The sequence below is a fragment of the Streptomyces sp. NPDC004788 genome (genome assembly GCF_053601115.1).
The window spans coordinates 1-22509 of sequence record NZ_JBSGBF010000073.1 but is presented as its reverse complement, the minus strand read 5'-3'; the positions used below and the strand labels follow the sequence as shown (position 1 = coordinate 22509).

The following is a 22509-nucleotide window of genomic DNA, read 5'->3' as shown; positions in this document are numbered from 1 at the left end:
GAGCCGGTTCGGGTCCGGTCCAAGTCCGGTTTTCCACAGGCTTCGAGAACCCTCTCGCCCACTGTCGGTGGCGCTGGTTACTGTCGTTCCGTGTCATCGAACCCGATCATCGGACCCGCCACCGGACCCGCCACCGCGGTCGTGCCGGCCCCCGCTCCCGTGCCCGCGCTGGAGAGCGGTGAGCAGCCGGACTTCGCCGCCGTGCCGGAGCGCGCCAAGTGGCGCTACAAGCCGCGCAAGGCGTTCTGGCGCAGCCGGCTGGTCCGGGCCGTCGCGCTGATCACCGCGCTCGCGCTGTGCGCCCTGGTGATCCTCGCGCTGGTGCGGGAGGAGACCGGCACCACCGGCTTCCTCGTCGGCCTCGGCCTCGCCGTGCTGCCGGTGCCGCTGCTCATGTCCGCGTTCCGCTGGCTCGACCGGGTCGAGCCGGCGCCCTGGAAGAACCTGCTGTTCGCGCTCGCGTGGGGCGCGTTCGCCTCCACCCTGGTGGCGATCTTCGCCAACTCCTTCGCCGTGGAGTGGATCAGCAGCGCCACCGCCGACCCGGGGTCGGCCGACAAGCTCGGCGCGACCGCCGTCGCCCCTGTCGTGGAGGAGACCGCGAAGGGCGCCGCCGTGCTGCTGCTCTTCCTCTTCCGCCGCAGGGACTTCACGGGCCCGGTCGACGGCCTCGTCTACGCCGGGTTCACCGCCACCGGCTTCGCCTTCACCGAGAACATCCTCTATCTCGGCAACGCGTTCGGCGAGGACCAGGAGTTCGGCTCCGCCGGGGTCGGCTCGGTCACGATAGGCACGTTCTTCGTCCGGGTGATCATGTCCCCGTTCGCGCACCCGCTGTTCACCTCGCTCACCGGGCTCGGCCTCGGCTTCGCGGCCCTGGTCCCGGCCACCGCCCGGGCCCGCCGCACCCGCCTGGTGCTGCTGCCGCTGGCCGGACTGCTCCTGGCCATGAGCATGCACGCGCTGTGGAACGGTTCGGCGAGCTTCCACCCGCTGGCGTTCGTGCTGGTCTACGGGATGTTCATGGTCCCGGTCTTCGCCCTGCTGACCTGGCTCGCGATATGGAGCCGGCAGAAGGAGCTGCGCACGATATCCGGCGAGCTGCCGGCCTACGCCTCGGCCGGCTGGCTCGCCCCCGACGAACCGCTCGCGCTCTCCTCCATGCGGGCCCGCTCGATGGCCCGCGGCTTCGCCACCCGCAGCCAGGGCAAGCAGGCCGGGCAGGCGGTCGGCGAGTACGAGGCGTTCGCGACGACCCTGGCGTTCCTGCGGTACCGGGCCCGGCGCGGCCAGGCCGTGCCGGACTTCGCGGCCCGCGAGCAGGAGTTGCTGCACCACCTGTGGCAGCGCCGTGCGGTCGCCTCGCCCGCGCTCTCGTACGCGGCCCGGGCGACCGGCCGGGTGTGGGCGCCGCCGCAGTACCTGGACTACGGCGGCTACAACCCGTACCGGAGTTAGGGAGCCGACGTACCGGAGCTGGGGAGCCGACGCCTACAGCGCGGACGCCTCGGTGAGGGTGGCCACCTCGGCGTCCGTCAGCTTCAGCTCGGTGGCGGCGACGAGCGCCGGGAGCTGCTCGACCGTGCGGGCCGAGGCGATCGGGGCGACGACGGTCGGCCGGGTGGCCAGCCAGGCGAGGGCGACCGAGGCGAGCTCGGCCTCGTGGGCCTCGGCGACGGCGTCGAGGGCGGCGAGCACCTTCCGGCCGCGCTCGGTGTCCAGGTGCTTGGCCGCGCCGGCGGCCCGGACGCTGGAGACCTCGACACCGGGGCGGTACTTGCCGGTGAGGAAGCCGGCCGCGAGACCGAAGTACGGGACGGCCGCGAGCCCGGCCTGCTCGGCGGTCTCCAGGAGCGGGCCCTCGTAGGTCTCGCGGGAGACCAGGTTGTAGTGCGGCTGAAGGGCGACATAGCGGGCGAGGCCCTCGGGTTCGGCGAAGTCGAGGGAGGCGCGCAGCCGCTCCGGGGAGATGTTGGAGGCGGCGACGGCCCGCACCTTGCCGTCCTTCACCAGCTGGTCGAGGGCGGTGACGATCTCCTCGACCGGCACGGACTCGTCGTCGAAGTGCGTGTAGTAGAGGTCGATGTAGTCGGTGCCGAGGCGGCGCAGCGACTCCTCGGCACCGGCCTTGATGGTGGGGGCGCTCAGGCCCTTGAAGCGGGAGTGGGCGCCGACCTTGGTGGCGACGAGGATGTCGGAGCGGTTGCCACGGGAGGCGAGCCAGCGGCCGATGAGCGTCTCGGACTCGCCGCCCTCGTGGCCCGGGACCCACTCCGAGTAGACGTCGGCGGTGTCGACGAAGTTGCCGCCGGCGGCGGCGTAGGCGTCGAGGACGGCGAAGGACTGCGCCTCGTCGGCGCTCCAGCCGAAGACGTTGCCGCCGAGGGCGAGCGGGAAGACGTGCAGGTCGGAAGTGCCCAGCTGGCGAAGAGAGGTCATGAGCTGATCAACCCCCCGCCCCACCGGGCCTATTCCGGCCGGCCGGCCCTGAACGCCGGCCGGTCCTGAACGCCGGCCGGCTCTCCACACCGGCCGGTCCTGAAGGACCGGCTCAGTAGTCGAGGCCCTTGGAGCGCAGCCAGGCGCCCGGGTCCATGCGGTCGCCGGAGGCGGTGTGGATCTCCAGGTGGAGGTGGGGGCCGGTGACGTTGCCGGTGGCGCCGACACGGCCGATGGTGTCGGCGGTGGAGACGGACTGGCCGACGGCGACCGTCATGGAGGAGAGGTGGCAGTACCAGACCTCGGTGCCGTCCTCCAGCTCCAGGACGATCCGGTAGCCGTAGGAGCCGGACCAGCCGGCCGACTTCACGGTGCCGCTGTGGACTGCCTTGACCGGGGTGCCGGTGGGAGCCGCGAAGTCCAGGCCGGTGTGGTAGCCGGACGACCACATCGAGCCGGCCTCGCCGTAGGTGGAGGTGATCGTGTACGAGGAGGTCGGCAGGGAGTAGCTGGCGGCGAGCTTGGCCAGGCGCTCGGCCTCGGCCTTCGCCGCGGCCTCCTCCTCCGCCTGCTTCTTCGCCTCGGCGGCCGCCTTCTCCGCCGCGTCGGCCTTGGCCGCGGCCTCCGCTGCCGCCTTCTCGGCGGCTGCCTTCTCTGCCGTCGCCTTCTCGGCGGCGTCGGCGGCGGCCTGCTGCTGCTCGGCCTGCTGGAGGATGCGGGCGCGCAGGGCCTCGCCGGCGTCGGCCGACGTCTGCGTCGTGCCGCCTGCGGTCTCGTCCTCGGCGGTGGTGTAGGTGAGGGCGGTGAGCGGCTGGGTGTTGCCGTTGCCGGCGGAGTCGGCGTGGTCGTCGTGGCCGATCAGCTCGCCGACGCCCGGGAGTTCGCTCGCGTCGGGCAGGTCGACGTCCGGCAGGTCCGGCAGGGCGATCGAGACCGGCGGCTTCTGCTGGGCGGTGGCCAGGCCACCGGCGCCGACGGCGGCGATGACGCCGACGCCGAGAACGGTGGAGGAGCGGGCGAAGTTGGAGCGCTGCTTGACCACGCGGTGGCGCCCGCCGGAACGGCTCTGGGCGCGCAGGGAGTCCTCGGTGGGGTTCCACTCCTCGGCCGCCCCGTCCGTGCCGCCCGCGCCGGGGGCGTCGTAGGAGGCGAAGGGGGTATGCGGAGCGGGGGTGTTGGAGGCCACGGAGGCGCTCTCCTTTCCTTCCTTCTCGCCTACCGGGTTAGCTGACGGGTTCGGAGCAGGAAGGTCTCCTACGGACGTGCCGCACGGGTGCGGCGGGGCCCGATTCACCCCAAGTGGTGGTTCCCCGGTTCCCTTGCGGGATTCGGCGCGTGCGCACGGTGCCGCCTCTTGCGACGGCTGGGACGACCGCGCTGCGTTATCGAACGTTAATAGACACGGGCACCCGATTCCAAGCCGTCCCCCTTGATCATTCGCTGAATTGGGAGGGAATCGCCCGAGTTGAGCCCCGTTCAGAAGCGACCGGGATCACCCTGCACATCTGACGTTACGTCAATTGTTATCGGAGGGAGACCCGTCGACTACACCCCGTGGCGACCGCGTCATGAGCGGGGCCCCGCCGGCGGCACCACCGGCATCGTCCGCCGCCGCTCCGGCTGCCCCACCGCCGGCCGGCTCACCGCGAGCAGCGCCATGTCGTCCGTCGAACCCCCGCCCGTGTGCCGGCGCACGTCCGCCACCAGCGCGTCGAGCAGCTCCTCCGGCCCCGGGAAGATCCGCCCCGCGAGCCGCGCCCCCGGGTCGTAGAAGACCCCGGCCGCGTCCCGCGCCTCCGACAGGCCGTCCGTGTAGAACAGCAGCGTCGCGCCCAGCGGGAACGGCGACTCGTCGGCCCGGTCCGGCCACATCCCGAGGTCCCCCATCCCCAGCGGCAGCGCCGCCTCGCTCGGCCGCAGCGGCGTCACGCCCCCGTCCTCGTACAGCAGAAGCGGCTCGGGATGGCCGCGGTTCACCACCCGTACGATCCTCTCCCCGCCCCGCGGCGAACGCGGGACCTCGGCCAGGACCGCCGTCGTGAACCCCTCGACGGCGTCGAGGCCCTCCCGCCGCATGCCCTCCCGGGCCAGCGCCCGTTCGAGCCGCGCCGCGACCCCCTCCAGGCTCGACTCCTGTTCGGCCGCCTCCCGGAAGGCACCGATGACGACCGCGACGGCCTCCACCGCGTCGAGCCCCTTGCCGCGCACGTCGCCGACCACGAGCCGTACCCCGTGCGGGGTGTCCTGCACCGCGAAGAGGTCGCCGCCGATGAACGCGTCCGCCCGCGCCGCCTCGTACCGGGCCGCGATCCGCAGCCCGCCGATCCGCTCGGCGGGCGCCGGAAGCACCGCCTTCTGCGCGGTCTCCGCGATCTCCCGCGCCGAGGCGAGCCGTTCGCCGCTGCGCCGCACCACCCGGTTGATCAGCAGGCCGAGCGCCGCGACCGTCACCACGGTCAGCGTCTCCGTGAGCGAGGGGATCGTGTCGGCGGTCCCGTTGTAGAAGTGCAGGCCGATGCTCGCGAGCACGGCGGCGATGCCGGTGAGCAGCGTCGTCAGGGTCGAGAAGAAGGGCGCGGCGATCAGCGGCGCCGCCGAGTACAGCGGCGCCGCCGTGAAGGTGGGCGGGGTCGCCAGGTCGTAGAGCACCCCGCCCACGATCAGCAGCGGCGGCAGCGCACGGAGGAAGCGCCGGGCGCCCCGGTACGCGTCGGGGTCGCCCCTGGGGGCCTCCGCCCGCCCGCGCCGCACCGCCGCTCGCGCCACCCTGTGCTCCCTGGTCCCGGTCCCGGGCGGCGGACGGAACCGCGCCCTCCCCAGGGTGCGGTCACCCCGCGCGGCTCGGCGACTCCTCCTCGGCCGGTTGGCTTACGGCGAGCCGTCCGCTCCGCGCGAGCGCCGCCATGGCCGCCGCGCACCCGAGCCCGACCGCGCACAGCACCAGCCAGGGCGCCGCCGACCAGCCCGTCACGTCGAGCAGGGCGCCCGTACCGAGGTTCCCCAGCGTGATGCCGACCCCGCACACGGTGTTGTAGAGCCCGTAGTGGGTGGCCACCCAGCGCCCCCGGGACAGGGCGACGACGGTGTCCATCTCGTACGGGTAGAGCACCGCGTTCGCCACCGCCAGGACCGCCGCGCACAGCAGCAGCGCCGGCACCGGGCGCCCGAGCGTCGCCGGCACCAGGAACGCCGCCCCCATCAGCGCCAGCCCGAGCACCAGGCACCGCTCGCGCGAGAGCCGCGCCTTGCACCAGGCGGTGATCCGCAGCTGTCCGGCCAGCGCGACCAGCGCCGACACCACGAACAGGGCCGTGGTCGCCGCCGTGCCGTCCGCCGCGAGCGGCAGCGCCAGATAGACCTGGAACGACAGCACGTACGAGCCGGTCATCGCCAGCGAGAACAGCCAGAAGGTGCGGTTCCCGAGCACCGACCGGAACTGCCCCCGCGCCTCCCCCTCCAGGGCCGGCTCCACGGCCTTGCGCCGTACGGGAAGATGCCGCAGCTGTACGAGGGTGAGGCCGGCGAACAGCACCGCCGCCACCACGCACGTCAGCCGGAACGACACCCCGGTCAGCGCCACCCCGACGAGCGGCCCGAACAGGATGCCCGCCTGGTAGTACGCGTTGAACAGCGCGAACGCCTGCACGCGCCGCTCCTCGCCCGCCTCCGCCGCCAGATACGCCCGCACGGCCGGGTTGAACAGCGCGCCCGCCAGGCCCGTCGCGAGCGAGGCGGCGATCAGCCACGGCAGCGACTGCGCGAACGCGAGCGCCCCGAAGCCGACCGTCCGCAGCGCGCACCCGGCGACGATCAGCGGCTTGAAGCCGAGCCGGTCGGCGAGCGCGCCGCCGACCAGGAACATGCCCTGCTGCGACAGGTTCCGCGCGCCGAGCACGAGCCCGACCGCCCAGGCCGCCATGCCGAGGCCGTCGGCGAGATGGGCCGCCAGATACGGCATCAGCATGTAGAAGCCGAGGTTGATGGTGAGCTGGTTGAGGAAGAGCAGCCGCACGGCCGGGTCGAAGCTGCGGCTCTGCCTCCAGATCCCGGCCCGGCGCCCCAGGGTGGTCGTGCTCAACGGACCGGCTCCTCGCGCGTCAGCACCCGGCGGGTCCAGCCGGTGACCGGCTCGCCCTCCGCGTACGCCTCCGGCTCCTCCCGTACGGGACCGTCGAGCAGCCCGTGCGCCGCGCAGTACTCGTCGTTGAAGACGGTGTCGAAGTAGCGCTGCGGCCCGTCGGGGAAGACGGCCGCGATCCGGGTGCCGCGCGGCCGGGTCCGGGCCAGCCAGCCCGCGACCAGCGCGACCGCGCCCACGCTCCAGCCGCCGGTCGCGAACTGCCGGGCGGCGAGCCGGCGCGCGGCCCGTACCGCATCCGCCGGCGCCACCCAGTGGACCTCGTCGAAGGCGGCGTGGTCGACGTTGGCCGGGTGGATGGAGGAGCCGAGGCCGCGCATCAGGCGCGGGCCGGCCGGCAGGCCGAAGACGGTGGAGTCGACCGAGTCGACCCCGACGAGTTCGAGCGCGGGGCTGCTGGTGGCGCGCAGCGCGCGGGAGACGCCGGCCGAGTGGCCGCCGGTGCCGACCGCGCAGACCAGCACGTCGATCCGGTCCAGCTGCTCGGACAGCTCGGCGGCGAGCCCGCCGTACGCCTGCTGGTTGTCGGGGTTCCCGTACTGGTTCGGCCACCACGCCCCGGGGAGGGCGAGCAGCAGCTCCGCGACTCGGTCCATCCGGGCCTGCTGCCAGCCGCCGGTCGGCGACGGCTCCGGGACGACGTGGACCCGGGCGCCGTGCGCGACGAGCATCCGCTCGACGATCGGCTCCAGACCGGGGTCGGTGACGACGTGCACCGGATGCCCGTGCAGGATCCCGGCGAGCGCCAGGCCCAGGCCCAGGGTGCCGGAGGTGGACTCGACGATCGGGGCGCCGGGCCGCAGCTCACCGCGGCGGCGGGCCTGCTCGACCATGTGGAGCGCGGCGCGGTCCTTGATGCCGCCGAAGTTGAAGCCTTCGAGCTTGGCCCAGTAGCCGTCGTCCATCCACAGCACGGGGGTGTTGCCGACGGTCTGCTCGACGACGGAGAGGAGGTTGGCGGGGTGTGTCATGGGGGGTCGCGTCCCTTGGAGTGAGTGCGCCCGCGTACGCGGTGTGCGAGACGTGCTCGCAGCGTGCGGGCATACGGAAGGAGCCGGGGTCGTGTGCGCGTACGCGGCGGCGTACGTGACCCGGCTCAGTTCCGGTTCACTCCGAGGGCGACGAGGAGACTGCCCGGCTCCGGGCCGGGTCCCGCCCTGCTGCGGACGCAGCGCGCGTGCGGGTGCTCGGGGAAGACCTCGTCGTGCGGGACGAGGACGGCGCCGCCGGCGCCGGGCGCGGAGAACTGCGTCCCCGTGGCCTGCGCGGGCAGTTGCGCGTCGAACGACCAGCCCTCGCCGTGCCGCTCGCAGCCGTGCGCCGGAAGCGGCGCGGTGAGGCTGGTGCCGGTGGTTCCGGTGGCGAGGGGCAGGGCGTGGCCGTGGGCGCCGTGGCAGACCCCGGCGATGAGCGCGACGAGCGCGAACAGGAGCAGGACGGCGGGCGCCCGCCGTCCTGCCCTGCGCAATCGGGTCACGCTGTGGTCACTCATGGTGCGCGTGAGGTTACGGGGCGCGAGGGGGCCGCGCAAAAGGACAGGCGCGGTTTTGGCCACCGTTCGTCCGACGTCCCGGATCCAGGATCCGGGATCCCGGTTCTCGGTTCTCGGATCCTGGATCTTGGATCTTGGATCCGAGATCTTGGATCCGAGATCTTGGATCCGGGATCCGGGTTCTCGGATCCGGGACCTTGGATGCCGGACCTTGGATCCGGGATGTTGGATCCAAGGCCCTGGATCCCGGACCTCGGATCCGGGATCCCGACCCCTACAGGTTCCGCTCCGCGAACACGGTCATCGCGTCGCGTACGAGCACCGCCGTGCCCTCCCCGTGCTTGTCGTAGTTCTTCGTGAAGCGCGGGTCGTCCACGTACATCCGGCCGAGCCCGATCACGTACTCCTTCGTCGGCGCGGGCCCGGTCGGCGCCGCCGACAGCCAGTCGTACTGCCGCCGCGCGATCGCCTGCACCTCGTCGCTGTCGGGCGCGAGGCCCGCCCGGGCCGCGGCGCCGAAGTCACGGGCGATGCCGGCCTGCTCGTCCTGGAACGCCTTCTTCTCCGCCTCGCTGAGCGAGCGCCACCAGCGGTCGCCCTTCTGGTAGGCCTCGCGGCCCCAGCGCTCGGTGACCTCGGCCTCGTACCGCGTGTGGTCGAAGCCGTCGAACATCTCCTCCGCCATCAGTTCCTCTCCCGTCTCGGTCTTGTGGAGAGTGGTGCGCACGGCCTCGATCTGCCGCCCGATGCGCTCGCGCTCCTGTTCCAGGAGGGCCAGATGCGTGCGCAGGGCGGCCGAGGTGTCCCGCTGGCCTTCGAGGACCTCGGCGATGGCGGGCAGGGAGAGCCCGAGCTCGCGCAGCAGCAGGATCCGCTGCAGCCGGACGAGCGCCGCCTGGTCGTAGTACCGGTAACCGTTCGCGCCGATCCGGCTCGGCTCCAGCAGCCCGAACTCGCCGTAGTGGCGAAGGGTGCGGCTGGTGGTGCCGGCCTTTCTGGCGATCTCCTGGATCGACCACTCCATGACGGGAACGCTAGATCTTGACGTTGCGTCAAGGTCAAGCGAGACGCGGCAGGGGCGCACATCGCGGAATACGACGAAGGCCCGGATCCTCATCGGATCCGGGCCTTCGTGCTACTGAGTAGCGGGGACAGGATTTGAACCTGCGACCTCTGGGTTATGAGCCCAGCGAGCTACCGAGCTGCTCCACCCCGCGTCGGTGAACACCACCTTACGGCATGGATGCCCATGCTCGGAAATCCATTTCCGTGCGGGATCCGCGCGGGGTCCGTGCGGGCCGGCTCAGCAGCCGCAGTCGTCCGCGTCGACCGGGGCCGTCAGCGGGTCGGCGGCCTTCTGCGCGGGCCCCTCCCAGGTCTCGTACGCGAAGCCCTCGCGCACCCAGTACTCGAAGCCGCCCAGCATCTCCTTCACCTGGAAGCCCAGCTCGGCGAGGGCGAGCGCGGCGCGCGTGGCGCCGTTGCAGCCGGGGCCCCAGCAGTAGGTGACGACCGGGACGTTCTTGTCGAGGAGCTGCTCGGCCTGCTCGGGGATGAGCGCGGTCGGCAGGTGGACGGCGCCGGGGACGTGGCCCTGGTCCCAGGAGGCGGTGCTGCGGGAGTCGAGCACGACGAAGCCGGGGTCGGCTCCGCCGTCGGCGGCGGCCGCGAGCGCGGAGGCGACGTCGGAGACGTCGGCGTGGAAGGCGAGGCTGGCCGAGAAGTAGGCGGCAGCGGCGGCCGGGGAGGCCGGCGGAGTGCGGAGAACGGCGTTGACCTGGTTCGTTGTCGTCGTCATGGTGATCAATCTAGAGATGATGATCACCGCGCTGAAGGGGTGATCCACGGTGCTCGGGGGGTTCTGCCGGGGATTCCCGGGCGTCGGTCGTCGATCGCCGCGAATCTCACGCACCGGAACGCGTCACATTACGAGATCGACATCGTGGCGGACGGGGAGCGGCTGGCGGCGCTCGGCGTCCGCTGGGAGCGTGCGGGCCGGCGTCGCGCCTCACCGCCCGAAGGGGTTGTGCCCGACGTCGGCCGGCACCCGCTCGCGGACCGGTGTGCTGTCCGGGCCCGGCACCCGCATGCCGGGGATCGGCCGGGTCTCGGCACGGCGCAGCAGCACCGCCCCGTCCCGGTGCCACACCTCCACGTACCCGTGGTCGAGGAGCATCCGGACCCGTGCCTGCTGCTCCTCCACCGAGTGGAAGGGGAAGGTCCGGCCGTGCACGCCGAGCAGCACCCAGTCCGCGCCTCGCGGGGTCCCGTCGGCGAGGACGACGGAGGTACGGCGGGTCAGCCGCGGGGCCACGGCGTTGTCGGCCTCCACGGTGGCGCCGTCAGGGATGAGTTCGGCGGCGTGGGCGAGGGCGCGCTTGTCGGGGCGGGGCTGCCACGAGCCCGGGTTGACGAGCAGCCCGAGGCCGAGGAAGACGGCGGCGCCGGTGCTGAGCGCGAGCGCGGCGACGCCCAGCCGCTTCCGGTACGGCCCGCGGAGGCGGGCGAGGGTCTCCAGGGCGGCCGTGAGCAGGATCGGCCACAGGAAGGCGTCGTAGTGGTTGACGACCGTCCAGTGGTTGCCGTTGTCGGAGAGCAGCCGTTCGGCGAGCAGCGGGAGTGCGAGCAGCGTGGTCGCCGAGCCGAGCGGCAGGAACGCGAGGGTGCCGAGCACCCACAGCAGCAGGACGAGTTTGACCGGCGGCGTGACGGCGACCCACGGCACCACCCACGGCTCGGTGAGCACCCGGGCCAGGGCCGCGCCGCCGTCGGCGCCGATCCGCCCGTAACTCCAGTAGTAGCCGGGCGGGCTGCCCATCGCGGGCAGGAACCAGCCGACCACGAGCGCGACGACCAGCGGCCCGCCGAGGAGCAGCCCGAGCCCCGCGACCCGCCCGGCGCGCCGGTCCCGCGCCGACGGCTCGCGGCGGGCGCGGACGAGGAGCAGCAGCCCGAACGCCCCGGCCACCAGGCCCATGTCCTCCTTCACCAGGCACAGCAGGGCCGCCCACAGCGCCGCCGTGCCGTAGCGGCGGGCCATGCCGCGTTCCAGCATCAGGAGCGTGAGCGGGACGGCGAAGGCGACCTCGTGGAAGCCGGTGTACGCGGAGTCGAGCAGCGGCCAGCCGATCGCGTACACGAGCCCGGCGACGTCGGCCACGACCGCGCGGTCGGGGAAGCAGTGGCGGGCGATGCGGCGCATCACGGGCACGCCGGCGGCGAACAGCGCGGCCTGCGCGAGGATCAGCGTGCGCGGGTCGTCCCACAGCCAGTAGAGGGGCGCGAGCAGCGCCAGGAGTGGCGTGAAGTGGTCGCCCAGGAGTGTGAAATCCGGGGGGAATTCATGGTGGACGCTCTTTATCGCCGACCTCGGCGGCGCGAACTGCGCGTACGCCCGCACCGCCTGGTCGAAAATCCCCAGATCGAATCCGGTCACCCGCAGCGCCGCCCATGACTGCAGCCCGAGCCCGCAGCACACGACGAAGCACAGCACCGCCGAAGCGAGCCCCCGCCCCCGTGCGGCGCCCGCCCACCCGCTTCTCCGCCGCTGCCGGGGAACGACGACGACCTGATCCTGCACGGCCCCGGCTCGCGTCGTCATGCCCAGGACGCTATGCGCCCCGACCCCCCACCTGCCACCCGCTCCACGAAAAACGCCCCGCCCGGTCGAAACCGGACGGGGCGCTTCCTGGTAGGCCGTGTGGGACTCGAACCCACAACCAATGGATTAAAAGTCCACTGCTCTGCCAATTGAGCTAACGGCCCGTGGACAAGCACACCCGAGCAGCATAGCCCGAGACCTCCTCGGAACCGATCGGGTATTGGCCGTGCCACCCCGGTCGTGCGGTGATTCCGTACGCGTACCGCATGCCACAGGGCCCCTGCCTGCACTGTCGTGCGGTCAGGGGCCCTGTTGACGAGCTACCGGTCTACGGCCTCACGGCGCGTCAGCCGTTGCGCTTCCAGCGCGGCTTGTCGTCGCGGCGGAAGCCACCGCGGTCGTCGCGACGGTGGTCGTCGCGGTTGAACGACGGGCGGTCGTTGTCGCGGCGGAAGCCCGGGCGGTCGTCGCGGCGGTCCCGGTTGAACGGGCGGTCGTCGCGGCGGTCGCGGTTGAACGGGCGGTCGCTGCCGCGGTGGCCGCCGGCGGGGCGGTCGTCGCGACGGAAGCCACCGCGGTCGTTGTCACGGTCGCGGTTGAACGACGGACGGTCGTTGTCACGGCGGTCGTCACGGCGGAAGCCGCCACGGTCGTTGTCACGGTCGCGGTTGAACGACGGACGGTCGTTGTCACGACGGTCGTTGTCACGACGGAAGCCACCGCGGTCGTTGTCACGACGGTCGTCGCGACGGAAGCCGCCACGGTCGTTGTCACGGTCCCGGTTGAACGACGGACGGTCGTTGTCACGACGGTCGTTGTCACGACGGAAGCCACCGCGGTCGTTGTCACGACGGTCGTCCCGGCGGAAGCCGCCACGGTCGTTGTCACGGTCGCGGTTGAACGACGGGCGGTCGTTGTCACGACGGTCGCGGTTGAACGACGGGCGGTCGTCACGGCGGTCGTCGCGACGGAAGCCACCGCGGTCGTTGTCGCGGCGGAAGCCGCCACGGTCGTTGTCGCGGTCGTCGCGCTCGCGGCGGGCCTCGCGGCGCTCGGCGTCGCGGCGGGCCTGGGCCTCCGCGGCGGCAGCGGCGGCGGCCAGCTCGGCCTCGGCGGCCTGGGCGGCCTCCGCGACGGCGGCTTCCGGGTCCTCGCCGCGCTCGCGGGCGGCGCGGGCGACGAGGCGGTCGGCCTCCTCGCGGAGCTCGACGGCGCGGCGCTGCAGGCGCTCCAGCTGGCGGGTGAGGTCGGCGACCTCGCGCTCGGCCTGCTTGGCGGAGTTGTTCGCGGAGTCGGCCTGGACCTCGGTCAGCGAACGGGCGCCGGTGATCTCGGCGACCTCGGGGTCGAAGGCGCCGGCGCCGCCGACGATGTGGCGCGAGGCGTCCACGCCCGCGTCCTCCATCAGGCGGAAGATCTGGCGGCGCTGGTGCGGCAGGGCCAGGGAGACCACGACACCGGAGCGGCCGGCGCGGGCGGTGCGGCCCGAGCGGTGCAGGTAGTCCTTGTGGTCGCCGGCCGGGTCCACGTTCAGGACCAGGTCGATGCCGTCCACGTGGATACCGCGCGCGGCGACGTCGGTGGCGACGAGGACGTTGACGTAACCGTCCTTGAAGTCGGCCAGGGTGCGGGTGCGCGCGCCCTGGGTCATGCCGCCGTGCAGCGCGTCGGCCTTCACGCCGGACTCGCGCAGCTGCTCGGCGACGCGGTCGGCGCCCAGCTGGGTGCGGACGAAGATGATGGTGCGGCCCTTGCGGGCGGCGATGGCGGCGGTGACCGGGGCCTTGTCCTTCGGCTTCACGACCAGGACGTGGTGGGTCATCGTCGTGACGGCGCCGGCGGACGGGTCGACCTCGTGGGTGACCGGGTCGACCAGGTAGCGCTTCACGAGGGTGTCGATCTCGTTCTCCAGCGTGGCGGAGAAGAGAAGGCGCTGGCCGCCGGTCGGGACCTGGTCGAGCAGCTCGGTGACCTCGGGCAGGAAGCCCAGGTCGGCCATCTGGTCGGCCTCGTCGAGGACGGCGACCTGGACCTGCTCCAGGGAGCAGGCGCCGCGGTTGATGATGTCGCGCAGTCGGCCCGGGGTGGCGACGAGGATGTCGACGCCGCGCTCCAGGGCGTAGATCTGGTTGCCCATGGACGTACCGCCGCAGACGACCTTCATCTTGAGGCCGAGCACGTCGCCGTACGGCTGGAGGGCGTCCGCGACCTGCATCGCGAGCTCGCGGGTCGGGGTGAGGATGACACCGCGCGGCTTCTTCTTCTCGGTCTGGCCGCCGGCCAGCGTGGCGAGCAGCGGGAGGCCGAAGGAGAGGGTCTTGCCGGAGCCGGTACGGCCGCGGCCGAGGATGTCCTTGCCGGCCAGGGCGTCCGGGATGGTCGCGGCCTGGATCGGGAAGGGGGTGGTCACACCGTTCTGGGCGAGCTTGCGCACGACGCCCTCGGGGAGGCCCAGGTCGCCGAAGGTGATCGACGGGGTCTCGTCCTCGGCCTCGGCGTCGGCGTCGAGGTCGGCCTCGGCGTCGATCTCGACGGTCTCGACGGCGGTGTCGGCCTCGACGGCGGTGTCGGCGGCCGCTACGGCCTCGGCCGTCTCGGCGACCGCGTCGGTCTCGTCGTTCTCGGGCAGGACGGCGTGATCAGAACTGAAAATGGACATGCGAAATGCGAAACCTTCCGGAGTCTCGGCACGCGCCCGTCAACTCCGTGTTTCGCACAAGACCGCCTCGATGCGGTCAGCCACGGCAAGGGAGAGTACGCGCCAGTCACGGCGCTCTTCGGTCGTGGCGCCGGGCAAATGGGATCAAACGATCTACCACCATACGCACTCTCCCCCACTCAAGGCAAACCGAGCGGCGAGAGCTGCGTCACATCGGCCCGGCCTGCGGCGAAGCCTCCGGCTCCCGCGCCCCTCCCGGACCGTCCGCCGCCCGCATGGCACCCATGTGGGTGTCGGCGCCCGGCGTCGTCGTCGGCGTCTCGGTGACCGTCGGCTCGGGCGTCGGATCCTGCGTCGGCGTCGGCGACTCCTGGGTCGGCGACGGCTCCGGGTCCACCGGCGGCGGCGTGGTCTGTCCGCCCGGCGCCCCGCCGGTGCCGCCCGCGGCGCCGCCGGGATCGGCCGACGGCTGCGGCTTCGGCGCCCCGCCGGGACCGACCGGGCCGCCGCTGCCGTCCGGCTTGGCCGAGGCGGACGGCGACCCGCTCGGTACGGGCTTGTCCTTGCCCTCGCCGTCCGGGCCCGGCCCGCTCCGCCCCGTACGGTCGAAGCCGCCACCGCCGTGGGCCCCGGCATAGCCGCCGTCCGCCCCCGAACCGGCCGCCGCCTCGCCCCGCTTCCCCGCGGAGGTGCTGGGCGCCGGCTTCGCGCCGTCCTCGCCGACACTCATACAGCCGCTCAGGCCCGCGCAGGCGGCGACCGCCAACGCGGTGGCGGCCCATCTCACAGGGGTGGGCAAATGGCGCACGGAGGGCACCTCCAGGACACTCGGGGTGTTTCAGGCAGGGAAGGAACGCGTCGCCCTGCCCAACTCCCTTGGTGCACCGGGGGACACGCCCCGACCCCGCTCGGCCGTGACCGCGACCCGTGACCGGCACCCGCGACCGTGTCCCGTGGCCGGCACCCGCGACCGTGCCCCGTAACCGACGCCCGCGACCGTCACCCGTAACCGTCACCCGTAGCCGAGTGCGTGCAGCCGCGCGTCGTCGATGCCGAAGTGGTGGGCGATCTCGTGCACGACGGTGATCTCGGTCTCCGCGACCACGTCCTCGCGCGACTCGCACATCCGCAGCGTCGGCCCCCGGTAGATCGTGATCCGGTCCGGCAGCACCCCGGCGTACCACTCGCCGCGGTCGGTCAGCGGCGTCCCCTCGTAGAGCCCGAGCAGTTCCGGGTCGCCGGTCTCGGGCGCCGGCTCGTCCTCGACGAACACGGCGACGTTGTCCATCAGCCGCGTCAGCTCCGGCGGGATGCGGTCCAGGGCTTCGGCGACAAGCTCCTCGAACTCCTCGCGCGTCATCTCCAGCACGGGCCCATTCTCCCTCCCGGCCCCCTCCGGGCCCCTTCCGTTCACCCCTCCCCGGAAACCGTTTTGGCGATACCGCCCCGCATCCCATATGCTTCTCACGTCCCCGACGCGCTGAGAAGCGCCCAGGTGGGGCCGTTAGCCCTCATCGTCTAGTGGCCCAGGACGCCGCCCTTTCAAGGCGGTAGCACGGGTTCGAATCCCGTTGGGGGCACGCACAACCCTGTGCGAGACTGGTTCTCGCACAACAGATGGTCCTGTGGAGCAGTTGGTTAGCTCGCCACCCTGTCAAGGTGGAGGTCGCGGGTTCAAGTCCCGTCAGGATCGCTGAGGCCGGAAACGGTCTCGTGGCTGGGTAGCTCAGTTGGTACGAGCGATCGCCTGAAAAGCGATAGGTCGCCGGTTCGACCCCGGCCCCAGCCACAATCAGAAGGCCCCGTTCGAAAGAACGGGGCCTTCGTCGTTCCTAGGTCCGTTCCTTCCCCCGCCGGCCGCGCCACGCGAGCGCCACCGCCACCACCGCGACCACGCCGACGAGCAGCGCCCAGTCCGGGACGGCGCGGCCGAGGGCGCCGACGCGCTCCTCCACGGCGAAGGAGTCGTCGACGGAGAGCAGGCCGGGCAGGGCCGTCGTGCCGTCGAAGACGAGGAAGAGCGTGCCGAGGGCGATGAAGAAGAGGCCCGAGAGCAGCGAGGTGGAATGGACCTCGACGGACCGCCCGGCTGCGCGGCCGACACGGAGCGGCCGGCCCCGCAGCCAGCGGCGCCGGCCCAGGTCGTAGCGCTCCCAGAGCAGCGCGAGCAGGAACAGCGGGACGGCCATGCCGAGCGCGTACACGGCGAGGAGCAGGCCGCCGTAGACCGGGCCGCCGCTGAGGGCGGCGACCGTCAGGACGCTGCCCAGGATGGGGCCGGCGCAGAAGCCGGCGAGGCCGTAGACGAGACCGAGGGCGTAGACGGAGAACGCGGTCGTGGGGCGGATCCGGCCGCTCGCCTCGGCGATCCGGCGGGAGGCGAAGCCGAGGCCGAGGATCTGCAGCACGCCGAGGACCACGATCAGCCAGCCGCCGGCCGTCACCAGGAGGTCCCGGTGCCCGTAGAAGAGCCGCCCGGCGAAGGAGCCGGCGGCGCCGAGCGGGACGAGGGTGGTGGCGAGGCCCGCGTAGAAGATCCCGGTGCGGGCGACCAGCTTGGCGCGGGTGTCGATCGAGTAGGCGAAGAAGGCCGGGAGCAGCAGGGCGCTGCACGGGCTGAGGAGGGCGAGCAGTCCGCCCAGGAAGGCGGCGAAGTAGCCGATGCCGGAGGTCATCGGCCGGCCCCCGGCTGCTTGCCCTCCGGAGCCGCCCCCGCCGCCCCCGCTGCCCCTGCTGCCCCCGCCGTCTTCTCGGCCTTCGCCGTCTTCGCCGTCTTCGCGGCCGCCTCGATGACCGCCGTGAACGTCTCCGTCGGCTGGGCACCCGCGATCGGGCGCCCGTTGACGAGGAAGGACGGGGTCGAGGTGGCGCCGAGCGAGTAGCCCTGCTCCTGGTCCTTGCTCACCGCCGCCCGGGCCGCCGCGCTGTCCGCGTCCTTCGCGAAGGCGGCCAGGTCGGTGACGCCGGCCTCCTTCGCCAGGGCGGTCAGCCGCTCCTCGCCGAAGCCCTTCTCCTTGGAGCCGTGGGCGTAGGCCGCCTTGTGGAACTCCCAGAACCGGCCCTGCCGCCCGGCCGCCCAGGAGGCGCGGGCGGCGGCCTCCGACTCCTCGCCGAAGATCGGGAAGTTCCGCCACTCGATGCGCAGGACGCCGGTGTCCACGTACCTACGCACCAGCTCGGGCTCGGTGTCCCGGGCGAACTTGCCGCAGTAGCCGCACTTGAAGTCGGCGTACTCGATCAGCACGACGGGCGCGTCGGCGCGGCCGAGGGCGAGCTTGTCGGAGGGGTCCCGGCGGGCGTACGCCTCCAGCTCGGGGTAGACGCCGGCGGACGGGTCGGCGGAGACCTCGGCGACGGCGCCCGGGCCGGAGGACACGGACGGCGAGGACGGCGAGGTGGCGGCGTACGAGGCGAGGCCGAGCAGCGTGGCGGCCAGCACGACACCGCTGATGATCACGACGGGCTTGGACTTGGGCATGGCGAAGCGCTCCTGAAACGGGAGGAATGGGACGGACGGCGTGCAGGAACGCCCGTCTAGACCCGCAGGATCGACAGCTCCACCGGTGACGGCGCCGCGAGCTCCGGCGGCGCCCGCCCCGCCCGTACGTCCACCGCGTCCTGGTCCGCGCCCCAGCCCCCGCACGGCGTCCGCTCCGCCGCGAGTACGGGCAGCAGCTCGCCGAAGCCGTGCGCGCGCGGCGGTACGGCGGGGGCCCGGGCCCCCTCGTCGTCGCCGTGGCTCTGGCCGCAGCCGGGACCGGCCGGCCCGACGGAGGCGGTGATCACCTGCCGTACGGGCTCCGCCGCCGCGACCGCCCCGCACACCGCGAGCCCCAACACCAGCCCCGCCAGCGCGGCGAACGCCGCCAGCGCGCGCAGGACCGGGGTGCGGGACATGAGGAAACCTTTCGGGAGGGCGTGCCCGAAATATTACGCAGCGGTGCCGGGCCACCCCCGGAACCCACTCGTAAATCGGTTCGCCGCTTCTCGGCCGCAGGTGCGATCCTGGATCCCGTATGTCTACTTCCTTCGCCGCCCTCCAGTCCGTCCTGGCCGAGGTCTCGCTGCGGGACTCCCACCGGCTCGGCCGCCGTCTCGAAGGCGCCCGCCGCATCCGCAAGCCCGAGGCCCGCGCGGCCGTACTGGACGAGATCGCCGCCGAGGCCGGCAAGGCCAAGGAGCGCGTCGAGGCCCGCGCGGCCCTCGTGCCGCCCGTCACGTACCCCGAGCAGCTGCCCGTCTCCCAGAAGAAGGACGAGATCGCCGAGGCGATACGCGACCACCAGGTCGTGATCGTCGCCGGTGAGACGGGTTCCGGCAAGACGACGCAGATCCCGAAGATCTGCCTGGAGCTGGGCCGGGGCGTCCGGGGCATGATCGGGCACACCCAGCCCCGCCGGATCGCCGCCCGCACGGTCGCCGAGCGCGTGGCGGAGGAGCTGAGGACCCCGCTGGGCGAGGCGGTCGGCTGGAAGGTCCGGTTCACCGACCAGGTGAACCAGGACGCGACCTTCGTCAAGCTGATGACGGACGGCATCCTGCTCGCCGAGATCCAGACGGACCGCGAGCTGCGCGCGTACGACACGATCATCATCGACGAGGCTCACGAGCGGTCCCTCAACATCGACTTCCTGCTCGGCTATCTGGCCCAGCTGCTGCCGAAGCGCCCCGACCTCAAGGTCGTCATCACCTCGGCGACCATCGACCCGGAGCGCTTCTCCCGCCACTTCGGCGACGCCCCGATCGTCGAGGTCAGCGGACGCACCTACCCCGTGGAGGTCCGCTACCGGCCCCTCCTGGAGGAGGACGGCGACGAGGCCGACCGCGACCAGATCACCGCGATCTGCGACGCCGTCGACGAGCTGCAGAAGGAGGGCCCGGGCGACATCCTGGTCTTCCTCTCCGGCGAGCGCGAGATCCGCGACACCGCGGACGCCCTGATCAAGAAGAAACTCTTCAACACGGAGATCCTGCCGCTGTACGCGCGGCTGTCGCACGCCGAGCAGCACCGCGTCTTCCAGGCGCACTCCGGCCGCCGGATCGTCCTGGCCACGAACGTCGCCGAGACCTCCCTCACCGTCCCCGGCATCAAGTACGTGATCGACCCGGGCACCGCCCGCATCTCCCGCTACTCGCACCGCACCAAGGTGCAGCGGCTGCCGATCGAGCCGATCAGCCAGGCCAGCGCCAACCAGCGCAAGGGCCGCTGCGGCCGTACGTCGGACGGCATCTGCATCCGGCTCTACTCCGAGGACGACTTCCTCACCCGGCCCGAGTTCACGGACGCGGAGATCCTCCGTACGAACCTGGCCTCCGTCATCCTCCAGATGACCGCGGCCGGCCTCGGCGACATCGAGAAGTTCCCGTTCATCGACGCTCCTGACCACCGCAACATCCGGGACGGCGTCCAGCTGCTCCAGGAGCTGCACGCGCTCGACCCGGCGCAGAAGGACCCGCGCAAGCGGCTCACGGAGACCGGCCGCAAGCTGTCGCAGCTGCCGGTCGACCCGCGGCTGGCCCGGATGGTCCTGGAGGCCGACAAGAACGGCTGTGCCCGCGAGGTCATGGTGATCGCGGCGGCGCTGTCGATCCAGGACCCGCGCGAGCGGCCGGCCGAGAAGCAGGCGCAGGCCGACCAGCAGCACGCCCGCTTCAAGGACGAGACGAGCGACTTCCTCGCCTACCTCAACCTCTGGCGGTACGTCCGCGAGCAGCAGAAGGAGCGGGGCTCCAGCTCCTTCCGCCGGATGTGCAAGCAGGAGTACCTGAACTTCCTGCGCATCCGCGAGTGGCAGGACATCTACTCGCAGCTGCGCACGGTCGCCAAGCAGATGGGCATCCACCTCAACGAGGAGGACGCCCCCGAGCAGTCCGTCCACGTGTCGCTGCTGGCCGGTCTGCTCAGCCACATCGGCCTGAAGGACGTCAAGGACGGCGCGAAGAACGAGTACCTGGGCGCGCGCAGCGCCAAGTTCGCGGTCTTCCCGGGCTCGGCGCTCTTCAAGAAGCCCCCGCGCATGCTGATGTCCGCCGAGCTGGTGGAGACCTCGCGCCTGTGGGCGCGGGTGAACGCCCGGATCGAGCCCGAGTGGGTCGAGCCGCTGGCCGAGCACCTGGTGAAGCGGACCTACAGCGAGCCGCACTGGGAGAAGGACCTGGCGGCGGTCATGGCGTACGAGAAGGTGACGCTGTACGGCGTGCCGATCGTCGCCGACCGCAAGGTGAACTACGGCCGGATCGACCCCGAGGTCTCCCGCGACCTGTTCATCCGCAACGCGCTCGTCGAGGGCGACTGGCGCACCCACCACAAGTTCTTCGCCGACAACCGCAAGCTGCTCACCGAGGTCGAGGAGCTGGAGCACCGGGCGCGGCGCCGGGACATCCTGGTCGACGACGAGACGCTCTTCGACTTCTACGACAAGCGGGTCCCCGAACACGTCGTGTCCGGCGCCCACTTCGACTCGTGGTGGAAGCACAAGCGGCGCGAGGAGCCGGAGTTCCTCGACTTCGAGCGCGAGATGCTCATCAACGAGAAGGCGGGGGCGGTCACCAAGGCCGACTACCCGGACTCGTGGCGGCAGGGCGCGCTGAAGTTCCGCGTGACGTACCAGTTCGAGCCGGGCGCGGACGCGGACGGCGTGACCGTCCACATCCCGCTGCAGGTGCTCAACCAGGTCACGGACGAGGGCTTCGAGTGGCAGATCCCGGGTCTGCGCGAGGAGGTGGTGACGGAGCTGATCCGTTCGCTGCCGAAGCCGATCCGCCGCAACTACGTGCCGGCGCCGAACTTCGCCGCCCGCTTCCTGGACGCGGTCGTGCCGTCGGCCTCCGGCCGCGATCAGACGCAGCAGGAGCCGCTGACGACCGCGCTCGCGCGCGAGCTGCAGCGGATGGTCGGCGTGCCGGTCACGGCGGACGACTTCGACTGGGCGAAGGTCCCTGAGCACCTGAAGATCACCTTCCGGATCGTCGACGAGCGGCGCCGCAAGCTGGCCGAGGACAAGGACCTGGAGGCGCTGAAGCTCCGTCTGCGCCCCAAGGCCCGCCAGGCGCTCTCCCAGGCCGCCAAGGCGGCCACGGCGGGCCCTGACGGCTCCGGGCCGTCCCTGGAGCGCACCGGGCTCAAGGACTGGTCGATCGGGACCCTCACCAAGGTCTTCGAGACCCGGCGGGCCGGCCAGCCGGTCAAGGCCTACCCGGCGCTCGTGGACGAGGGCGACAGCGTGGCCGTGCGCCTCTTCGACACCGAGGAGGAGCAGGCGCTCGCGATGTGGCGGGGCACCCGGAAGCTGATCATGCTGAACATCCCGGTGAACCCGGCGAAGTTCGCCTCCGACAAGCTCACCAACCAGCAGAAGCTGGCCCTGTCCGCGAACCCGCACGGCTCGATCCAGGCCCTCTTCGACGACTGCGCCACCGCCGCCGCCGACCGGCTGATCGCGGACCACGGCGGGCCGGCCTGGGACGAGGAGTCCTTCCGGAAGCTGTACGACAAGGTCCGCGCCGACCTCGTCGAGCTGACCGTCCGCACGGTGAGCCAGGTGCAGCAGGTCCTCGCGGCCTGGCAGGCCTGCGAGCGGCGCCTGAAGGCCACGAACAGCCCCGCCCTGCTCCGCAACCTCCAGGACGTGCGCGAGCAGCTCTCCTGGCTGATGCCGGCCGGCTTCGTGACCCGTACGGGCCTGAAGCGGCTGCCGGACCTCATGCGCTACCTGGTGGCGGTGGACCGGCGGCTGCAGCAGATGCCGACGGGCGCGCAGCGGGACACCACCCGGATGGAGAAGGTCCACGAGATGCTGGACGAGTACGCCTGGCTGCTCGAACAGCTCCCCAAGGGCCGGCCGGTGCCGACCAGCGTCACGGACATCCGCTGGATGATCGAGGAGCTGCGGGTGAGCTACTTCGCGCACGCCCTCGGGACGGCCCACCCGGTGTCGGACAAGCGGATCGTGAAGGCGATCGACGCGGCGGTTCCGTAGGCCGGTGCCGGCGGTCGCCGCAGGGCGTCCGCCCGCCGGTTCGACCGCACCCCCTGACCTGCTGTACTCTTTTCCTCGCAGCCACCACTGAGTGGCCGCGATGGTCCTGTGGAGCAGTTGGTTAGCTCGCCACCCTGTCAAGGTGGAGGTCGCGGGTTCAAGTCCCGTCAGGATCGCAAGTGAAGAAGGCCCGCACCGTTT

Annotated in this window: 17 protein-coding genes, 6 tRNA genes and 1 riboswitch; of the genes, 6 read left to right on the top strand and 17 right to left on the bottom strand. The window is 72.3% G+C overall.

Annotation, left to right across the window (positions count from 1 at the left end):
* Positions 1 to 141: 141 nt before the first annotated feature.
* Positions 142 to 1458 (top strand): PrsW family intramembrane metalloprotease, encoded by a 1317-nt coding sequence (locus ACWEJX_RS27070; RefSeq protein WP_451610022.1) that lies wholly within the window; start codon positions 142 to 144, stop codon positions 1456 to 1458.
* A 33-nt stretch (positions 1459 to 1491) separates the two neighbouring features.
* Here ACWEJX_RS27070 and ACWEJX_RS27065 read toward each other — a convergent pair whose 3' ends face one another.
* From ACWEJX_RS27065 to ACWEJX_RS27000, 14 genes are all read right to left on the bottom strand, one after another.
* Positions 1492 to 2439, bottom strand: coding sequence for an aldo/keto reductase (locus ACWEJX_RS27065; protein ID WP_451610010.1), 948 nt, complete (start codon positions 2437 to 2439; stop codon positions 1492 to 1494).
* A 112-nt stretch (positions 2440 to 2551) separates the two neighbouring features.
* A complete protein-coding gene (locus tag ACWEJX_RS27060) occupies positions 2552 to 3625 on the bottom strand; it encodes a M23 family metallopeptidase (RefSeq protein ID WP_451610009.1) in 1074 nt (357 codons plus the stop codon).
* A gap of 12 nt (positions 3626 to 3637) precedes the next feature.
* Positions 3638 to 3783, bottom strand: a riboswitch (cyclic di-AMP (ydaO/yuaA leader).
* 222 nt (positions 3784 to 4005) lie between these two features.
* A complete protein-coding gene (locus ACWEJX_RS27055; RefSeq protein ID WP_451610021.1) occupies positions 4006 to 5190 on the bottom strand; it encodes a PP2C family protein-serine/threonine phosphatase in 1185 nt (394 codons plus the stop codon).
* A 76-nt stretch (positions 5191 to 5266) separates the two neighbouring features.
* The gene (locus ACWEJX_RS27050; protein WP_451610008.1) at positions 5267 to 6517 is read right to left on the bottom strand and encodes an MFS transporter; all 1251 of its coding nucleotides are present in this window, start codon (positions 6515 to 6517) and stop codon (positions 5267 to 5269) included.
* Positions 6514 to 7548, bottom strand: a complete 1035-nt coding sequence (locus tag ACWEJX_RS27045) for a PLP-dependent cysteine synthase family protein (protein WP_451610007.1) — start codon at positions 7546 to 7548, stop codon at positions 6514 to 6516. The genes ACWEJX_RS27050 and ACWEJX_RS27045 overlap by 4 nt, the downstream gene beginning before the upstream one ends.
* 125 nt (positions 7549 to 7673) lie before the next feature.
* Positions 7674 to 8069, bottom strand: a complete 396-nt coding sequence (locus ACWEJX_RS27040; protein ID WP_451610006.1) for a hypothetical protein — start codon at positions 8067 to 8069, stop codon at positions 7674 to 7676.
* A gap of 274 nt (positions 8070 to 8343) precedes the next feature.
* On the bottom strand, positions 8344 to 9093 hold the full coding sequence (locus ACWEJX_RS27035; protein WP_451610005.1) for a MerR family transcriptional regulator: 750 nt from the start codon (positions 9091 to 9093) through the stop codon (positions 8344 to 8346).
* Between the two features lie 119 nt (positions 9094 to 9212).
* Positions 9213 to 9286: transfer RNA gene (locus ACWEJX_RS27030), tRNA-Met, on the bottom strand.
* Between the two features lie 86 nt (positions 9287 to 9372).
* A complete protein-coding gene (locus tag ACWEJX_RS27025) occupies positions 9373 to 9867 on the bottom strand; it encodes a rhodanese-like domain-containing protein (RefSeq protein WP_451610004.1) in 495 nt (164 codons plus the stop codon).
* Between the two features lie 210 nt (positions 9868 to 10077).
* Positions 10078 to 11670, bottom strand: coding sequence for a DUF2079 domain-containing protein (locus ACWEJX_RS27020; RefSeq protein ID WP_451610003.1), 1593 nt, complete (start codon positions 11668 to 11670; stop codon positions 10078 to 10080).
* 88 nt (positions 11671 to 11758) lie between these two features.
* A tRNA-Lys gene (locus ACWEJX_RS27015) sits at positions 11759 to 11834 on the bottom strand.
* 182 nt (positions 11835 to 12016) lie between these two features.
* A complete protein-coding gene (locus tag ACWEJX_RS27010) occupies positions 12017 to 14329 on the bottom strand; it encodes a DEAD/DEAH box helicase (RefSeq protein ID WP_451610002.1) in 2313 nt (770 codons plus the stop codon).
* 208 nt (positions 14330 to 14537) lie between these two features.
* Positions 14538 to 15059 (bottom strand): hypothetical protein, encoded by a 522-nt coding sequence (locus tag ACWEJX_RS27005; protein WP_451610001.1) that lies wholly within the window; start codon positions 15057 to 15059, stop codon positions 14538 to 14540.
* A 282-nt stretch (positions 15060 to 15341) separates the two neighbouring features.
* Positions 15342 to 15698, bottom strand: coding sequence for a metallopeptidase family protein (locus ACWEJX_RS27000; protein ID WP_403794795.1), 357 nt, complete (start codon positions 15696 to 15698; stop codon positions 15342 to 15344).
* 138 nt (positions 15699 to 15836) lie between these two features.
* Here ACWEJX_RS27000 and ACWEJX_RS26995 point away from each other — a divergent pair.
* From ACWEJX_RS26995 to ACWEJX_RS26985, 3 genes are all read left to right on the top strand, one after another.
* Positions 15837 to 15909, top strand: a tRNA-Glu gene (locus tag ACWEJX_RS26995).
* Positions 15910 to 15948: 39 nt separating this feature from the next.
* Positions 15949 to 16022, top strand: a tRNA-Asp gene (locus ACWEJX_RS26990).
* A gap of 22 nt (positions 16023 to 16044) precedes the next feature.
* Positions 16045 to 16118 (top strand) — tRNA-Phe (locus ACWEJX_RS26985).
* A gap of 43 nt (positions 16119 to 16161) precedes the next feature.
* Here the strand turns inward: ACWEJX_RS26985 and ACWEJX_RS26980 are convergent.
* The 3 genes from ACWEJX_RS26980 to ACWEJX_RS26970 are packed head-to-tail and all read right to left on the bottom strand — an operon-like array spanning position 16162 to position 18226.
* Positions 16162 to 17004: a cytochrome c biogenesis CcdA family protein gene (locus tag ACWEJX_RS26980; RefSeq protein ID WP_451610000.1), complete on the bottom strand. Its 843-nt coding sequence runs from the start codon at positions 17002 to 17004 to the stop codon at positions 16162 to 16164.
* Entirely contained in the window at positions 17001 to 17807 is an 807-nt protein-coding gene (locus tag ACWEJX_RS26975; protein WP_451609999.1) for a DsbA family protein, read from the bottom strand. The genes ACWEJX_RS26980 and ACWEJX_RS26975 overlap by 4 nt, the downstream gene beginning before the upstream one ends.
* 56 nt (positions 17808 to 17863) lie before the next feature.
* Positions 17864 to 18226 (bottom strand): hypothetical protein, encoded by a 363-nt coding sequence (locus ACWEJX_RS26970; RefSeq protein WP_451609998.1) that lies wholly within the window; start codon positions 18224 to 18226, stop codon positions 17864 to 17866.
* Between the two features lie 119 nt (positions 18227 to 18345).
* On the opposite strand from ACWEJX_RS26970, the gene hrpA reads away from it, so the two are divergent.
* On the top strand, positions 18346 to 22308 hold the full coding sequence (hrpA, locus tag ACWEJX_RS26965) for an ATP-dependent RNA helicase HrpA (RefSeq protein ID WP_451609997.1): 3963 nt from the start codon (positions 18346 to 18348) through the stop codon (positions 22306 to 22308).
* A 102-nt stretch (positions 22309 to 22410) separates the two neighbouring features.
* Positions 22411 to 22484, top strand: a tRNA-Asp gene (locus tag ACWEJX_RS26960).
* Positions 22485 to 22509 lie beyond the last annotated feature (25 nt).

What these genes read in the sequence shown, in the direction of transcription:
- ACWEJX_RS27065 (WP_451610010.1), bottom strand. Translation starts at nt 2,439, where the DNA reads ATGACCTCTCTTCGCCAGCTGGGCACTTCCGACCTGCACGTCTTCCCG.
- ACWEJX_RS27045 (WP_451610007.1), bottom strand. Translation starts at nt 7,548, where the DNA reads ATGACACACCCCGCCAACCTCCTCTCCGTCGTCGAGCAGACCGTCGGC.
- ACWEJX_RS27040 (WP_451610006.1), bottom strand. Translation starts at nt 8,069, where the DNA reads ATGAGTGACCACAGCGTGACCCGATTGCGCAGGGCAGGACGGCGGGCG.
- ACWEJX_RS27035 (WP_451610005.1), bottom strand. Translation starts at nt 9,093, where the DNA reads ATGGAGTGGTCGATCCAGGAGATCGCCAGAAAGGCCGGCACCACCAGC.
- ACWEJX_RS27025 (WP_451610004.1), bottom strand. Translation starts at nt 9,867, where the DNA reads ATGACGACGACAACGAACCAGGTCAACGCCGTTCTCCGCACTCCGCCG.
- ACWEJX_RS27020 (WP_451610003.1), bottom strand. Translation starts at nt 11,670, where the DNA reads ATGACGACGCGAGCCGGGGCCGTGCAGGATCAGGTCGTCGTCGTTCCC.
- ACWEJX_RS27010 (WP_451610002.1), bottom strand. Translation starts at nt 14,329, where the DNA reads ATGTCCATTTTCAGTTCTGATCACGCCGTCCTGCCCGAGAACGACGAG.
- ACWEJX_RS27005 (WP_451610001.1), bottom strand. Translation starts at nt 15,059, where the DNA reads ATGAGTGTCGGCGAGGACGGCGCGAAGCCGGCGCCCAGCACCTCCGCG.
- ACWEJX_RS26980 (WP_451610000.1), bottom strand. Translation starts at nt 17,004, where the DNA reads ATGACCTCCGGCATCGGCTACTTCGCCGCCTTCCTGGGCGGACTGCTC.
- ACWEJX_RS26975 (WP_451609999.1), bottom strand. Translation starts at nt 17,807, where the DNA reads ATGCCCAAGTCCAAGCCCGTCGTGATCATCAGCGGTGTCGTGCTGGCC.
- ACWEJX_RS26970 (WP_451609998.1), bottom strand. Translation starts at nt 18,226, where the DNA reads ATGTCCCGCACCCCGGTCCTGCGCGCGCTGGCGGCGTTCGCCGCGCTG.
- hrpA (WP_451609997.1), top strand. Translation starts at nt 18,346, where the DNA reads ATGTCTACTTCCTTCGCCGCCCTCCAGTCCGTCCTGGCCGAGGTCTCG.